Source organism: Pseudomonas sp. DF11 (assembly GCF_058148565.1).
In genome coordinates this window covers 812,614-829,797 of sequence record NZ_JBYVYN010000001.1, presented here as the reverse complement: position 1 = coordinate 829,797, position 17,184 = coordinate 812,614, and the positions used below count along the sequence as shown (strand labels likewise).

Below are 17,184 nucleotides of genomic sequence, written 5' to 3'. Positions count from 1 at the left end.
CCGCGCAGGTTCGAGACCTGCGCGGGCGCGGCGTCGCTCGCTAGCTTTGGGAATTGGGTTTGGTCTTGAGCTTGCCCAGCAGTTTGTCCAGGGATTTCTGGTTCAGCGCCTTGGCCAGCGGGAAGTCGGCGGGCATCAGCGCACCGGCCTGTGGGTCGAGGCAGTGTTCGACCAGCGCCTGCAAACGTTCCAGCAGGCGCGCGGGCAAATGGCTGTCGGCATTCGGCGTGACGCTGTGCCATTCGACACGCAACACGCCGTCCTCCAGCCAGGCCACCACTTCACGGGCATGGGTCACTCGGTTCTGCGGGGCCACGTCCGCCGGCGGGGTCAGGCTGCTGGCGCGCAACCAGCCCTCTGGCGTTTGCTCATGCCCCAGGTAGTTGAACAGCACATCGCCATGGCTGGCCGGCAACTCGCCGCGCTGGCGCAGCAAACCGTAGCTCAGGCCCAGGCCGGGTACGTCACGCAAGGCTTGCTTGGCGTTGCGCACCTGATCGCCGGCGGCGCCGCTGGCATTCACCCGCAGTGGGTAAAGCGTGGTGAACCAGCCGACGGTGCGGCCGACGTCCAGCCCGGCAAACGGTGCGTCACGCCCGTGGCGCTCCAGGTCCACCACGATGTCACTGCGCTGTTCGACCTCGGCCAGGGTCGCGGCCAGGGCGGCGATCAGCAGCTCTTCCGGTTGCGTGCGGTATGCGGCATGGGACTCGGTCAGCCATTGGTGCGTGCGGCTGGCATCCCAGCGGGCCGACAGTGTCTGGCGCTCGGCGACGGTGGCCTTTGGCGGTGGGTTCGCGCCGGTCTGGGCACTCCAGTAGCGATGCTCGGCAGCGACCTTGGCGCCATGGGCTTGCAGGTGCTCGGCCCATTGCCGATAGGACGTGGTTTTTGCCGGCAGCGTTGGGCTTTCGCCACGCTCCAGTGCGGGGTACAGCTGCTGGAAGTCTTCCAGCAGCGGCGTCCAGGACACGGCATCGACCACCAGGTGATGAGCCACCAGGTACAGGCGCTGCGGTGTGCCTTCCAGCAGGGCCGCGGCGAACAGCGGGCCGTGTTGCAGGTCCAGGCTTTGCGCGACTTGCAGCAGCTGTTCCGGGTGCTCGCAGCAGGTCAGTTGGGCCGGTGCCACCGGCGCGATGTGGGCTTGCCATTGGCCGTCGACATCGGTGAAGCGCAGGCGCAGGGCGTCGTGGTGGGCCACCAGCCGATCCAGCGTGGCTTGCACGATGGCCGGTTGCAGGCGACGGTCGCTGTCGGCCAGTACCGATTGGTTCCAGTGCGCGGCCTGAGATTGCTGCTGGTCGAAGAACCACTGGTGCAATGGCATCAGCGGCATCGGCCCGGTCACCTCGCCTTGTTCGGCCTGGGTCAGCAGTGCCGTGGTCACGTGGGCCAGGGCCGCCGGGGTCGGCGCACGGAACAGGTCCCGTGGGGTGAGTGAATAACCCTGTTCCCGCAAGCGCGAGATCAGTTTCAGGCCGAGGATCGAGTCACCACCCAAGGCGAAGAAACTGTCCGAGGTCCCGACTTCACGGCCGCCGGTCAAGTTTTTGTCGAGCAATTCGCCGAGCAGTTCGCCGAACAACTGGCAGAGCAGGCGCTCCAGGTCATTGCGCGGTGCCGCGTAGTTTTTCTGGGTGTTCGGCAGGGGCAAGGCAGCCAAGGCCTTGCGGTCGATCTTGCCATTGGTGCTCAGGGGCAGGGCCGGGACTTGCACCCACACCGCTGGCACCATGTACGCCGGTAGTTCGGCCGCGAGCTGGGTGTCGAGGTCCGACTGCGCGGTGCTACTGCTGTAGAACGCCACCAGGCGATTATCGATGACCAGGGTGCAGGCACCGGTGATGGCCGGCAGGTTCAGCAGCGCAGCGTCGATTTCCCCCAGCTCGATGCGTTGTCCACGCAACTTGACTTGATGGTCGAGGCGCCCCAGATACTCGATGTTGCCATCGGCCAGGAAGCGGCAACGGTCGCCAGTGCGGTACAGGCGGTCACCGGCCACGAACGGGCTGGCGAGGAAGCGTTCTTCGGTCAGGTCCGGACGTTTCAGATAACCCCGGGCCACGCCGACGCCGCCGATGTACAGCTCGCCGATGCTGCCAATCGGCAGCGGTTGCAGGGCCTCGTCGAGGATGTACAGGCGCAGGTTGGCGATGGGCTTGCCGATCGGCACGATCACGTCGTCGGCCGAGCAACGCCAGACCGAGACGTCGATGGCTGCTTCGGTCGGGCCGTACAGGTTGACCAGGGCTGCCGGGTGTTGGCCCATGAAGCGCCGCACCAGGTCCACTGGCAAGGCTTCGCCACTGGCGAAGACCTGGCGCAGACTGTGGCAATTGACCAGGCTCGGTTCCTCGACAAAGGCACGGAGCATCGACGGCACGAAGTGCAGGGTGGTGACCCGTTCCTGCTGGATCAACTGGCTGAGGTAGGCCGGGTCGCGATGCCCGTCCGGACGGGCGACCACCAGGGTCGCACCAGTGATCAGCGGCCAGAAGAACTCCCACACCGACACGTCGAAGCTGTACGGGGTCTTTTGCAGCACACGGTCGTTCGGGCCAATCGGGAAGGCGTCCTGCATCCAGTGCAGGCGGTTCATCAAGGCACCGTGTTCGTTCATCACGCCTTTGGGCTGACCGGTAGAACCGGAAGTGTAGAGCACATAGGCCAGGTCGTTAGCCTCGACGCTGATCGGTTCTCCAACTTCAGCGTTCGGCAACGCATCCAGCGTCCAGGCTTGATGCCCAACGGGCAGGCGCGACAGCCACTGTGCCTGGGTCAAGGTGACCTTGGCATCGGCGTCTTCGATCAGGAACGCCAGGCGCGCGGCAGGCAGTTCCGGATCCAGCGGCAGCCAGGCGGCGCCGGCATGGACGATGCCGAGCAAGGCCACGACCATCTCCACGGAACGTTCCATGCACACCGGCACGATGCTGTCGGTGCCCACGCCGGCTGCGCGCAGGGCTCGGGCGACGATGTGCGCCCGCTGGTCCAGCTCGGCATAACTCAGGCGCTGGCCTTCGAACACCAGTGCCGGGGCGTTGGGGCTCAGTGCGGCCTGTTGGCTCAGGGCGGTGTGCAGGTTGGTCGGGCCGCTGTAGTGACGTTCAGTGGCATTCCAGCGATCCAGTTGCTGTTGGTCCTGCTGCTGCGGGAACAGTTCGACCAGGGTGCGCTCCGGTGCCGCTACCAGGGCGTCGAGCAGCGCGCACCACTGTGCGCTCCAGCGTTGCATCGTCGTTTCGTCGAACAGCGCCGATTGGTACTCCAGCGCCAGGGTCATGTCGCTGCCGTCGTCCTGGACTTCCCAGCTTTGTTCGAACTTGGCGTCGATCACCGGCAGCATCTGTTCTTTGACGTTCAGCCCCGGCCATTGGCTGCTGTCGACGCGGCCATAGTTGAGGGAGAACAGCACCTGGAACAGGGGCGTACGGTTCAGGTCGCGGTTTTGCGCGACGGCGCCGACCAGGGTGGCGAAGGGTAGATCGGCGTGGGCCTGGGCGGCGCGCAGATCGGCCTCGAGGCTGGCGAGCAATCGCTCGGCCGGGGCCCGTTGGTCTACCTCGCTGCGAATCACCAGGGTGTTGACCAGGCAGGCCAGCAACGTCTGGGTTTGCGCATGGTCACGTTGGTCCGCCGGGGTGCCGAGGCGGATTTCCCGCTGGCCGCTGTAGCGGGCCAGCAGCGCGCTCAAGGCGGTTGCCAGCACCACATAGCTGGTCGTGCCGCGCTGACGGGCGAACTGCCGGATGGCTTCGGCGCGCGGGGTGCCGAGGCGAACGGTCAGTTGCCGGGCGCGTCGGTCCGCTTCGGCGCCGCGTGGATGATCGAGGGGCAGGTCGAGCTGGTAGTCGTCCTGGCCCAGGTGGTTTTTCCAATAGTCCAGGCTGTCACTGCGCCGGGCCTGGGTGTCCGGGTGCTGTTGCCAGAGGGCGAAATCGACGTAGTCGATCTCCAGCGGCGTCCAGGCGGGCGATTGCCCGTTGAGGCCGGCGGCGTAGGCCTGGGTCAGTTCATCGATGAGCAACTGCATGGCCCAGCCGTCGGTGGCGCTGTGATGCAGGCACACCAACAACAGGTTTTCGTCGCTGCCCTGGCGTTGCAGCAAGTGTGCACGCCAAGGCGCGGCGGCGGCCAGGTCGAACGGTGTCATCAGTTCGTCCTGAGCCTTGGCGCAGGTCGTTGCCCAGTCCTGGGTTGCGACGCAAGTGACCGCGAGCGCCGGAGCATGATAGTCGATCAGCAGTTGCGGCTCGCCGTCGACTTCGACAATCCGGCTGCGCAGCACCAGGTGGCGTTGGCTGACCTGTTCAAAGGCGTCGCGCAAGACCTGGACCTGCAGCTCGCCGCGCAAGGTCAGGGCGAATGGCATGTGGTACTCGCGGGATTCCGGCACCAGGCGGCTGAGCATCCAGAACCGGTGCTGGGCCAGACCCAGGGGCAATTGCGCCGGGCGCGGTTGTGCGCTGATCGATTCACCGGGCATGGCCGTGCGCAGATGCTCGGCCAGGGCCGCTACCGTCGGTTGGGCGAACACCAGCGGCAAGGGCAGGGAAACCCCAAGACGTTCACGGACCCGACTGACCAGGCGGGTAGCCAGCAAGGAATGGCCGCCGAGTTGGAAAAAATTGTCCTCGATGCCGACTTGCGAACAGTCCAGTACTTCGCTGAACAGTTCGCAGAGCACGGTTTCAGTGACATTGCGCGGCGCGGTGCGCGGCTGGTCGCTTTGGCTCTGGGGCAGCGGCGTGGCGGCCAGTGCCTTGCGGTCGAGCTTGCCGTTGCTGTTGAGCGGCAGGCGCTCGAGCTGCACGAACAGGCTTGGTTGCATGTGCGCGGGCAGGCTGTCACTCAAGTCGGCACGCAAGGTCGCTTCATCGGCGTCACCGCACCAGAAACTTACCAGGCGCTGGTCGAGCAACAAGGTGGCGGCGTCGCGCACACCGGCCTGGGCCAGCAGCGCAGCGTCGATTTCCCCCAGCTCGATGCGTTGTCCACGCAACTTGACTTGATGGTCGAGGCGCCCCAGGTACTCGATGTTGCCATCGGCCAGGAAGCGGCAACGGTCGCCAGTGCGGTACAGGCGGTCACCGGCCACGAACGGGCTGGCGAGGAAGCGTTCTTCGGTCAGGTCCGGACGTTTCAGATAACCCCGGGCCACGCCGACGCCGCCGATGTACAGCTCGCCGATGCTGCCAATCGGCAGCGGTTGCAGGGCCTCGTCGAGGATGTACAGGCGCAGGTTGGCGATGGGCTTGCCGATCGGCACGATCACGTCGTCGGCCGAGCAACGCCAGACCGAGACGTCGATGGCTGCTTCGGTCGGGCCGTACAGGTTGATCAGGGCCGCCGGGTGTTGGCCCATGAAGCGCCGCACCAGGTCCACCGGCAAGGCTTCGCCACTGGCGAACACCTGGCGCAGGCTGTGGCAGTCGACCAGGCTCGGTTCCTCGACAAACGCACGGAGCATCGACGGCACGAAGTGCAGGGTGGTGACCCGCTCCTGCTGGATCAACTGGCTGAGGTAGGCCGGGTCGCGATGACCGTCTGGACGGGCGACCACCAGGGTCGCGCCAGTGATCAGCGGCCAGAAGAACTCCCACACCGACACGTCGAAGCTGTACGGGGTCTTTTGCAGCACACGGTCGTTCGGGCCAATCGGGAAGGCGTCCTGCATCCAGTGCAGGCGGTTCATCAAGGCGCCGTGTTCGTTCATCACGCCTTTGGGTTGGCCGGTGGAACCGGAGGTGTAGAGCACGTAGGCCAGGTCGTTAGCCTCGACGCTGATCGGTTCTCCAACTTCAGCGTTCGGCAACGCATCCAGTGTCCAGGCTTGATGCCCAACGGGCAGGCGCGACAACCACTGTGCCTGGGTCAAGGTGACCTTGGCATCGGCGTCTTCGATCAGGAACGCCAGGCGCGCGGCAGGCAGTTCCGGATCCAGCGGCAGCCAGGCGGCGCCGGCATGGACGATGCCGAGCAAGGCCACGACCATCTCCACGGAACGTTCCATGCACACCGGCACGATGCTGTCGGTGCCCACGCCGGCTGCGCGCAAGGCTCGGGCGACGGTGTGCGCCCGCTGGTCCAGCTCGGCATAGCTCAGGCGCTGGCCTTCGAACACGAGTGCCGGAGCGTTGGGGCTCAGGGCTGCCTGTTGGCTCAGGGCAGTGTGCAGGTTGGTCGGGCCGCTGTAGTGACGTTCGGTGGCGTTCCACTCGATCAGTTGACGGTGACGCTCGGCCGCCGGCAGCGGTGTCCAATCCCCGAGGCGGGTCTGTGGCGCATCGAGCATGGTTTCCAGCAGTTGTTGCCATTGTTCCAGCCAACGCCGGGCCGTGGTTTCGCTGAACAGCGCGGCGCGGTATTCCAGCAACACCGACAGCACTTCGCCGTCGTGCACTTCCCAGTTCAGGTCGTACTTGGTGGCCTGGGCGGTCACCGCCCGTTCGCTGACCTGCAACTGCGGCCACGGCTGGCTCGACGAATCGGCGTTCTGCATGGCGAATAGCACTTGGAACAGCGGCGTCTGGCCGAGGCTGCGCGAAGGTTTCAGGTGTTCCACGACCTGGTCGAACGGCACATCCTGATGCTGCTGGGCATCCAGCACACGGTTGCGCACCTGGCCTAGCAATCCTTCGAAATCCAGCGTCGGATCGAGGTCGGCACGCATGACCACGGTGTTGACGAAGCAGCCGATCAGCGGTTGCAGCTCGGCGAATGGCCGCTGGGCCACCGGGCTGCCGATTCGCACGTCGCGCTGGTTGGCGTAGCGTCCCAAGAGCAATTGCGCCGCACCGAGCATGAGCATGTACAGGGTGGCACCGCGTTGCTGGGCGAACTGCCGCAGGCGTTCCACCAGCTCTGGCGGCAACTGCAATTGCACCGCGCCCGCCGCTGGGGCGAGCTGGTTTGGACGGCCCTGTTCGGTCGGCAGGTCCAGCAGGTAGTCGCCGTCTTCCAGCTGGTCGCGCCAGTATTCCAGTTGAGCGCTGAACGCTGTCTGCTGGCCGGGTTCGCGCTGCCAGAGGGCGTAATCGGGGTATTGCAGCGCCAGCTCTGGCACTGTCGCCGGGGTGCCCTGGCACTGGGCGGTGTAGAACTGTCGCAGTTCATCCAGCAGGTTCTGGCTGGAGGCGTCATCGATAGCGCAGTGGTGCACGCTGAGCAACAACAGCGACTGGGTGCCGTCGCGGCGTTGCAGCAACGTGGCACGGACGGGTACGTCGGCGGCGAGGTCGAAGCGACGGCCGGTTTCCGCGCGGATCGCCGTGTCGGTCAGTTGCTGCCACTGCGCGTCGCTGCTCGCCTCCAACACTGTAACTCGCAGAGTGACATCGACCTGCGGTTCGACCACCAAGCGCAACTCGCCGTCGGTATCGCGCACGATGCGGCTGCGCAGGATTTCGTGGCGTTGGACCACATTGCTCAGGGCCGTTTGCAGGGCCTGGACATTGAGTTCGCCGTCCAACTGCACGGCGCTGACCACGTTGTACTCGCCACCGCCAGTGCTCAGTTGTTCGAGGAACCACAAGCGTTGCTGTTCGAACGACAGCGGCAGGCGCGCCGGACGTGCCGCCGGGACGAAGGTTGCCGCCGGGGATTGCAGCGGATCACCCAGCAGCGCGGCCAGGGCTTCGAGGGTCGGGTGTTCGAACACTGCTCGCAACGGCGGCACGCTGGCGAACTGTTGGCGCAGGCGGGCAAACAGCGTGGCCGCCAGCAGCGAGTGGCCGCCGAGGTAGAAGAAATGGCTGTCACGGCCGATTTGCGCCGACGGCAGGTTCAGCAACTCGGCCCAGAGGGCGGCCAGTTGCTGTTCGGCGGCGCTGCGAGGTGGGTCGAGGGCGTCTGGCGCGGCTTGGATGTCCGGGGCCGGCAAAGCCTTGCGGTTGAGTTTGCCGTTGTCGGTCAGCGGCAGCTCATCGAGCAGCACGAACGCCGAGGGCACCATGTAGTCGGGCAGGGCGGCGCCAATGGCTTTGCGCCAGGCATGGATGTCGGCCTGCTGGTCGCACGTCACGTAGGCCACCAGGCGCTTGTCGCCGGGCACGTCTTCACGGGCCAGCACCACGGCCTGGCGCACGCCCGGTTGGGCGCCGATCAAGGTTTCTATTTCTCCCAGCTCGACGCGGAAGCCACGGATCTTCACTTGATGATCCATACGGCCCAGGTATTCGAGCTGGCCATCGGGCAACCAGCGCACCAGATCGCCGGACTTGTACATCCGCGCGCCTGCCACGGATGAGAACGGGTCTTCGATGAACACCTTCGCGGTCTGCTCGGCGCGGTTGAGGTAGCCCAGGGTCACGCCGGCACCGCCGATGTGCAGCTCCCCCGGGACGCCCACCGGCATCGGGTTGAGGAAGGCATCGAGCACGTAAGTGCGTACGTTGGCGATGGGGCGGCCGATGATCGGCCGCAGCGGGAAGTCATCCACCGCGCAACCGGTAGCGTCCACCGTGCATTCGGTCGGGCCGTAGGTGTTGAAGAACCGGCTGCCGGTAATCGACGGCAGGCGTTGCCACAGTTGCGCGTCCACCGCATCGCCACCGAACAGCACGAAGCGCGGCAGGTACACCTCGCCACGGCGAACGCCGTCGCTTTCGAGCAGGGCCTTGAGCTGTGCCGGGGTGCACTCGAAGGCCTCCAGGCGGGTGTTGCGGAAGAATCCGGCGAGGGCCTCGGGGTCGTAGCGCACCTCTTCCGGGGTCAGGTACAGGCTGTGACCGTCGAGCAACAGGATCAGCTCGGCCACCGAACTGTCGAAGGCGAACGAGTAATTGAAGCTGGTGCGCATCGGTTGGTCGGTGTAGCGGCGATACAAGCCATGGATACGCGCCCAGGCCAGGTTGACCACCGAGCCATTGGTTACCAGGGTGCCCTTGGGCTTACCGGTCGAGCCGGAGGTGTACATGATGTAGGCCAGGTCTTGCGGCCCGGCCAGTGGAGTCGGGTTGCTGTCCGGTTGGTTGGCGAACAGGGCGGCGTCGCTGTCCAGGCGCAGGCGCGGCAGTCCGGCCCCCAGTTGTTCCAACAGGCCTTGCTGGCCGAGGAACAGCGCCGGTTGCGCGTCTTCGAGCATGTACGCCAGGCGATCCACCGGATAGGTCGGGTCCAGCGGCACATAGGCGCCACCGGACTTGAGAATGCCCAGCAGGCCGACCAGCAGTTCCAGCGAGCGCTCGACACACAGCGCCACCGAGCGGTTGGCAGCGACACCACGGCTGCGCAGGTAATGCGCCACCTGGTTGGCGCGCCGGTTCAGTTCGCCGTAGCTCAGGCTGCGGCCTTCGAAACACAGGGCATCACGTTCCGGGGTGCGCTCGGCCTGTTGTTCGAACAACTGGGCGAAGGTCAGGTGCGTCGGCACCGGCATCTCGGTGCGGTTCCACTCGACCACGGTGCGTTGCCACTCCGCGTCCATCAGCAATGGCAAGGCGGCGACCGGGCGCTGTGGCTCGGCGAGCATGTGTTCGAGCAAATGTTCCAGGCGGGCGAGGGTCTGGCGGGCGCTGTCGGCGACGAACAGGTCGAGGGCGAACATCAGCTCCAGTTGGATCGGCGCATTGGCCGGGCACAGCACGTGCAGGTCCAGATCGCATTCGGAGTGGCGCAGCGGCGTGTCCAGCGCTTCGAATTCCAGCCCGGGGAAGCGCAACCGCGACTCCATGGCCAGTTGCTGGGCGACCATCACCTGGTACAGCGGCGCATGACTGAGGCTGCGTGGCAGTTGCAGGCTGTCCACCAATTGTTCGAACGGCAGGTCCTGATGCAACAGGCCATTGCGCAGGCGCTCGGCCACTTGTTTGACCAGGGCGGTGAAGTCGGCTTGCGGTTCGAAGTCGGCGCGGATCGCCAGGTTGTTCAGCAAGATGCCCAGCAGCCCTTCGGTGCCCGGCTGTTCACGGTGGGTGACCGGGGTGCCGACCAGTACCGCGTCATCGCCGCTCAAACGGTGCATCAACACGGCAAAACCGGCGAACATGACGCTGAACGGCGTGGTGCCGAGACGACTGGCAAAGGCCTGTACCCGGGCGCTGAGGTCGGCGCTGAGTTCACGCTGCACGATCCCGGCGCGGTAGCTTTGCACCGATGGCCGTGGATGGTCGGTGGGCAAGGCCAGCAGCGGGCTGGCGTCGCTGTCGCGGCGGTCCAGGGTGGTGGTCCAGTAATCGAGCTGGCGCTTGAGTTCGGCGCCTTGCAGGTGTTCGCGCTGCCAGAGGGCGAAGTCGGCGTATTGCAGCGGCAGGGCCGGCAGTTCGGCGGCGGCACCGTTGCAACGGGCTTCATAACCCAGGGCCAGCTCGCGCAGGGCGATGGTGGCCGACCAGGCGTCCGAGACCAGGTGATGCAGGGCGATACCGAGCACATGCTCGCCTGGCGCCAGGCGCAGCAAACGTGCACGCAGCAGCGGTGGGCAGGTCAGGTCGAACGGCTGCTCGAAGGTGTCTTGCAAGGCATTGAACTGCGCGCCGGCGCGGGCGGTGGCGGTCAGGCCCGACAAGTCTTCGAAGGGCAGCGCGATGTCCAGGGCTGGGCTGATGCGCTGGCACGGCACACCGTCGACGCTGTGGATGCCGGTGCGCAGGATTTCATGGCGCACCAGCAGATCGTTCAGGCTGGCGTGCAGCGCCTCGACATTGAGTTCACCCTTGAGATGCAGGGCGAACGGGATGTTGAACAGGGTGGTGCCCGGTGTCAGTTGCTCGATGAACCACAGGCGTTGTTGTGAGAACGACAGCGGCAGCAGCGGCGGGCGTGGCTGGGCCTTGGGCACGCTGGTCGCGTAGGCTTGCGGTGCGGCGGCCTCGGCCTGGCGTGCACCGATGGCTTCGGCCAGCAAGGCCACGGTCGGCTGTTCGAACAGCACCCGCAACGGCAGGTCGAGCTTGAACTGGGTACGCAGGCGGGCCACGATCTGGGTCGCCAGCAGCGAGTGCCCGCCGAGGGTGAAAAAGTTGTCTTCCACGCCCACTGTGTCGCGCCCCAGGACCTCGGCCCAGATCGACGCCACGCTGGTTTCCAGCGCGTTACGCGGGGCGATGCTTTGCTGGGTGTCGGCCTGCCAGTCCAGTTCTCGGGCGGCCAGGGCCTTGCGGTCGACCTTGCCGTTATTGTTCAGGGGCAGTTTGTCCAGGCAGACGAAGGCTGCCGGCACCATGTACGGCGGCAGTTGGGCGCGCAGGTGTTCGCTCAGGCCGTCGCTGCCCAGGGCCTGGTCATGGGCCGACCAGTACGCCACCAGCCAGGCTTCGCCAACGGTGTTTTCCCGCAGCAGGACAGCGGCCTCGCGGACGTTCGGGTGCTGGGCGAGACGGTGTTCGATTTCCGTCAGTTCGATCCGGTGCCCGCGCAGTTTCACCTGCTGGTCGCGCCGGCCGAGGTACTCGATCACCCCGTCGGCACGCCAGCGTCCCAGGTCGCCGGTGCGGTACAGGCGACCTTCGAGCTGAGGATGGTCGATAAAGGCCTCGGCGGTGCGTTGCGGGTCATGCAGGTAGCCGCGGCCGACGCCGACGCCACCGACGCAGATCTCCCCGGCCACGCCGACCGGCAGCGGGCGCAGGGATTCGTCCAGCACATACAGGCGGTTGTTGGCGGTCGGCTGGCCGATGGGCATGTGGCTGACCTCGGCCCCCGGTGCTTCGAAAATGGGCTGGAAGGCCACGTCGTCGGCGCATTCGGCCGGCCCATAGGCGTTCATCAAGGCGATGTCGGGGAAGCGCGCGAACCAGTCCCGGGCCACGGTCGGCGGCAGGGCTTCACCGGTGGGCAGGACCCAGCGCAGGTCCGGCAGCTGCAAATCGCATGGGCACAGCGCGAGCAAGGTGCGCATCAGGCTCGGGACGATTTCCAGTACGTTCAGGCGCTCGCTGGCAAGCACTTGCAACAGGCGCTGCGGGTCGTGGGCGACTTCATCCGCAAGAATGTGCACGGTGGCGCCGAGCACCGGCGCGGCGAGGAACTGCCACACCGAAATGTCGAACGCCACCGACGCGGTCTGGGGAATCCGGTCGGTGGCGCTGAGCCCCAGGGCCGGCACCTTGCCGAAGATATTGTTGAGCATGCCGCGCTGTTCGATCATCACGCCCTTGGGCGTGCCGGTCGAACCCGAGGTGAACAGTACGTAGGCCAGGCTGTGCGGGCCCGCGAGCACCGGCAGCGGCGCGTCGTTGCCGGACGTCCAGCAGGCTTCGGCGAACAGCGCCTCGGGCGCCTGGTCCAGGCCACTGAGCAGTTGATCGAGCAGGCCGCTGCAAGCTTCGCTGGCGACCAGCAATGGTGCGCCGGACAGCCCGAGGATTTCCCGCAGGCGCTCGGGCGGATGATTGACTTCAAGAGGCAGCATCGCCGCGCCGGCCTTGAACACCGCCAGCATCATGGTCAACAACGCCAGGCCACGGGGGGCGACCAGCGCCACCAGTTGATCTTCAGCGGCGCCGGCCTCGCGCAGGGCGTGGGCCAGGCGCGTGGAACGCAGGTCCAGCTCGGCGTAGGTCAACGACTCACCGGCGCAGATCGCGGCGACCTGTTCGCCGCGCTGGGCCACCTGGGCGGCAAACAGCTCGGCGTAGCTTTGATCCAGTGGGAAAGCGTGGGGGTTGAGCGCCCATTCGCCCAGCAACTGCTGGCGTTCCTCGGCGGCCAGCAGCTCGAAGCTGGCCAATGGCGCGTCGGGGGCGGCGAGCATGCTGTGCACCAGGCTGGCGATATGGCCCAGCAGGCGCTGCACGGTGGCGGCCGCGAAACGTTCGCGGTCATAGGACACGCGGATGCCCAGCTGTTCGCCCGGCAGGATCACCACGGTCAAGCCGTAGTGGGTATGCACGCTGTGGTCCATGCCTTCGAGGCTGAACTGGAAACCGCCTTCGAGAATCTGTTCGTCGATGGGGGCGTTTTCGAATACCAGGATGCTGTCGAACAGGGTTTCGCCCCGGGGGAAATCGCTCCAGCCCTGGATGTCGGTCAATGGTGTGTGCTCGAAGTCGCGCATGTCGACGTTGAGCTTTTGCAGGTCGCCCAGCCAATTGCCGAGCGCGGCGTTCGGGTCCACCGAAACCCGCAGCGGCAAGGTGTTGATGAACAGGCCGATCATTTCCGCGACGCCGGTCAGGTCGGCCGGACGCCCGGCCACGGTGACGCCGAAGACCACGTCCCGCTGCCCGCTGTAGCGCGACAGCAACAACGACCAGACGCCTTGGAAAAACGTGTTCGGGGTGATCCGGCGACTGCGGCAGAACGCTGCCAGCGCTTGGGTTTCCTGTGCGTCGAGGTGAATCAGTTGGTCGTCCACCAGCACTGCATCGGTGTAGCGGTCGCGGGTCACGCCGTTGTCCACGGTCAGTGGCGTGGGGGCGTTGAGGCCTTGCAACTGGCCGCGCCAGAATTGCTCGGCCTTGCCCGCGTCCTGGCGTTGCAGCCACTGGATGTAATCGCGAAATGGCCGAGGGCTTTTCAGTTCCGGCGTGCGGTCGTTGCACAGTGCTTCGTAGACTTTGAGGAAGTCCACGGTCACCAGGGAAATGCACCAGGCGTCCATCAGGATGTGGTGGAAGCTGCGAATGAACTCGTAGGACTCATCGGCCAGGCGCACCAGCCGGAAGCGAATCAGTGGTGGTTTCGACAGGTTGAAACCGACTTTTTGCTCGTCTTCCAGCAGCGTGCGGATTCGCGCTTCCTGCTCATGGGGGGCGAGCCCACGCAGGTCGAGGGTGTCCAGCGGCACCTTGACCTGGCGATGGATCACCTGCACCGGTTGTTTCTGGCTTTTCCATTGGAAACTGGCACGCAGGGAAGGGTGCAGCGCCACCACCTGGCGCCACGATTCGAGGAACGCCCCTTCATCGATGGCCCCGCCGATGCGGTAGCGATCCTGCATCAGGTACACGCCGGAGTCTTCGTGCAGCAAGGAGTGGAACAGCATCCCTTGTTGCAGCGGCGATAGCGGATAAATGTCTTCGATCGGGTTACCGGCGGTTTTTTCGGTGGTCATTGAAAGCGTCCTGCGTAAAAAGGGGCAGCGGTGATGGCATGGCGACGGGAGGAGCCGTTCACAGGTCGGCCTCGTCCAGTTCGGCCAGCAACGCTTGCATTTCGTCATCGGACAGGCCCGAGGCGCTGAACTCGGTGCTGTCGGCCTGCGGCTCGGCGGCGCTCGGGGCCAGCGGTTGCGCGACCTCGGCCATGGCCGCGATGGTCTGGCGCTCGAAGACTTGCTTGGCCGAGAGCGCGATGCCTTGCTCATGGGCCTGGGCCACCACTTGCAGGCTCAGGATCGAGTCGCCGCCGATGGCGAAAAAGTTGTCGGTGACACTCACGGTCGAGAGCTTCAAGACCTTGGCGACGATGGCTTGCAGGGTGGTCTCCATGGCATTGCGTGGCGCCACATGGGCGCTTTCGTCGAACTGGTCCGGGTCGGGCAACTGGCGAGTGTCGAGCTTGCCGTTGGGCGTGCGCGGAAAGCTCGCCAGGGTCAGCACCAGGGCCGGCACCATGTACGACGGCAGGCGTTCGCCGAGGAAACGCTTGATCGCCTCGGAGTCCGGTGCGTAGCCATGAGCGGCCAGGATGTAGGCGAGCAGGCGCTTGCCGGCGGCCTGTTCCTGGACGATCACCGCGGCTTCGCGCACGTCGCTGTGGCTGCACAACTGGCGTTCGATTTCGCCCAGCTCGATGCGGTAGCCGCGGACCTTGACCTGATGGTCCTTGCGTCCGAGGAACGCCAGGCGTCCGTCGGCCAGCCAGCACGCCAGGTCGCCGGTGCGGTAGGCACGGGTGCCGTCGGCCAGGGTGACGAAAGCCTTGGCGGTTTCTTCGGGCTTGTTGCGGTAGCCGCGGGCCAGGGTCGGGCCGGCGAGGACGATTTCCCCCGGCTCGCCGATGCCGCAGGCGGTATCGAATTCGTTCAGCAGGCGCAGGTCCATGCCGGCGATCGGACGGCCGATGCTGACGTTCCGGTTGGGCTCCAACACCTCATAGGTGGCCCAGACGGTGGCTTCAGTGGGGCCATATTCGTTCACCAGCCGGGCGTGGGGCAGGGCCTTGCTGTGTTGCGCGATCAGCGACGGCGGACAGGCTTCTCCGGCGACGATCCAGCAGGCGAGGCTGTCGGCTCCGCCACTGCGTTGCAACTGATCGAGCAGGGCCTGGTAGAGCGACGGCAGCGACAGGCCGTGGCTGACCTGATGCTGGGTAATCAACTGGGCCAGGCGAGACATCTCCAGCTCTTCACCCGGGGCGGGCAATACCAGGCGTCCGCCTTGGGCCAGGGTCCAGAAAATCCCGGCGACCGAACTGTCGAAGGCAAACGACGACAGCAGCAGGTAGGCGCGCACCGGCGTCGCATAGGCGGCCATGCGCACTTGGGTCGAGAAGCTCAGGGCGCCGTGACTGATTTCCACGGCTTTTGGCGCGCCGGTGGAGCCGGAGGTGTAGATCAAGTAGGCGAGGTCGTTCGCGTCTGGCAACGGCAGTGTTGGCAAATCGCCAAGGTCCGGCGTCGCCAGGTCATCCAGCACGAAGCGTTGCAGGCTGGCCGGCACGCTGTCGGCCAGTTCGGCGCTGACCACGATATGGGCAATGGCGCTGTCGGCGAGCATGTAGGCGCGGCGGTCGGCCGGGTAGGTCGGGTCGATTGGCACGTAGGCGCCACCGGCTTTCAAGACGGCGAGCATGGCGACAATGGCCGCGTTGCTGCGGGCGAACAGGATGCCGACGGGCACTCCGGGGCCGATGCCGGCAGCGACCAGGCGATGGGCCAGTTGCGTGGCGCAGGCGTCGAGGCGGCTGTAGCTCAGGTCGCCGTCCTTGTCGCTGAGAGCGATGGCGTCCGGCTGTTGGCGAACCTGACGGGCAATCAACTCCACCAGTGTCAGCGGTTCGATGGAAGGCACGTTCGCGTTGGTGCCGATCAACTGCGATTGCAGCGCTCCACCCAGGGGCAGTTGAGCCCAGGCCCGTTGCGGTTCAGCCAGGGCGCCTTGCAGCAGTTGCAGCCATTGCTCGGCGAGGCAACCCGCCGCGTCGGCACTGAGGACATGGCGATCGTAGACCAGCTGCGCGTGCAGGCTGTCGGGCAACTGGCGCACGTTCAGGCACGCCTTCAACGGGTTCATCACCGCGCTGGCATGACGTTCTCGGGCATCGCCCGGACGCCAGGCAAAGGCATAGCCGGCGTTGAGGTGGCCGGTGTAATAGTCTTGCCAGCCGACTGCCCGTTCCAGGGTGGCGGCCACTTGCGTGCTCTGCTCCAGCGGGGTCGCCTGGGCATCCAGTTCGATGTTCACGGGCAGGCACTGCTCGAACAGGCCCAGGGTATCCGCCAGTTCCGCACCGCGACTTTCATGGATCAGGGCGAGCGGCACCTGTTGCTGGCCGGCCAGTCGGCCCAGCACCGCTGCCCATGCCGCCAGCAGCAGGTCCGGGGCCAGGGCCGGGTGACGGGCGAGGTTGGTCGGCAGGCTCAGGTCCAGTCGGGCGGGGGCAAATCCGCCATCGAGGGCCGATTCGAGCGGAAGCTGCAAGGTGGCCGCTTCGGTTTCGCCCGAAGGTTTCCAGAAACTCACGCCCGGATGGTCCGGCGCCTCCTCGACCAGGCTCCAGCGCCATTCGGCGTAATCGGCGTACTGCAGGGTTTCGGACAGGTCCGTGGGAGTGTCCTGCAGCAGTGCACCGGCCAGCCATTTCAGGCTGGCGAGGTCGAAGTGGCTGCTGGCCGCCGCCAGGTCCAGGACCGCTTGCTCGTCGGACAGGCGCGCCAGGGTTACGTACAGTGGAGTTGTCCAGTCACGGGGCTGGTCGGCGAGCCGTGTCAGCGCGGCGTCCTGGTCGGCGCGGCTGTGCTGGCGCAGGTCCTGCAGGTTCACCGCCAGTGAGCCGGCTTCGTCAATCACCTGCACCGGGTCGCGCAGGCCGAGCACGGGCATCAGTCGCGTGCGCAGGATTTCGCTGCCGGCCACCAAGGCTTGCAAGCGGTTGTTCAATGCGTCGACGTCCAGCGGTTGCGACAGCGACCATTGCAAATGACAGCTGAACGGGTGCTCCGCCGCGCCGTTGATGTGGGGGTAAACCGATGCCTGTTGCGGTGAAATACGAAAACCTTGAAGTCCGCTCATGTTCATCTCGACTGGAAAAGGGCTTGAGCCTGGATCACCGCACAGACGTCGGGGCTTGCTGGAC

Annotated in this window: 2 protein-coding genes; both read right to left on the bottom strand. The window is 66.0% G+C overall.

Annotated features, from left to right (window positions below):
* Nucleotides 1-40: 40 nt before the first annotated feature.
* Nucleotides 41-13,999 (bottom strand): non-ribosomal peptide synthase/polyketide synthase, encoded by a 13,959-nt coding sequence (locus AC30D9_RS03435; protein ID WP_490143427.1) that lies wholly within the window; start codon nucleotides 13,997-13,999, stop codon nucleotides 41-43.
* A gap of 58 nt (nucleotides 14,000-14,057) precedes the next feature.
* Entirely contained in the window at nucleotides 14,058-17,120 is a 3,063-nt protein-coding gene (locus AC30D9_RS03430; protein WP_307571941.1) for a non-ribosomal peptide synthetase, read from the bottom strand.
* Nucleotides 17,121-17,184: the final 64 nt, after the last annotated feature.

Coding starts and splice junctions, on each gene's coding strand:
- AC30D9_RS03435 (WP_490143427.1), bottom strand. CDS start 13,999: ATGACCACCGAAAAAACCGCCGGTAACCCGATCGAAGACATTTATCCG.
- AC30D9_RS03430 (WP_307571941.1), bottom strand. CDS start 17,120: ATGAGCGGACTTCAAGGTTTTCGTATTTCACCGCAACAGGCATCGGTT.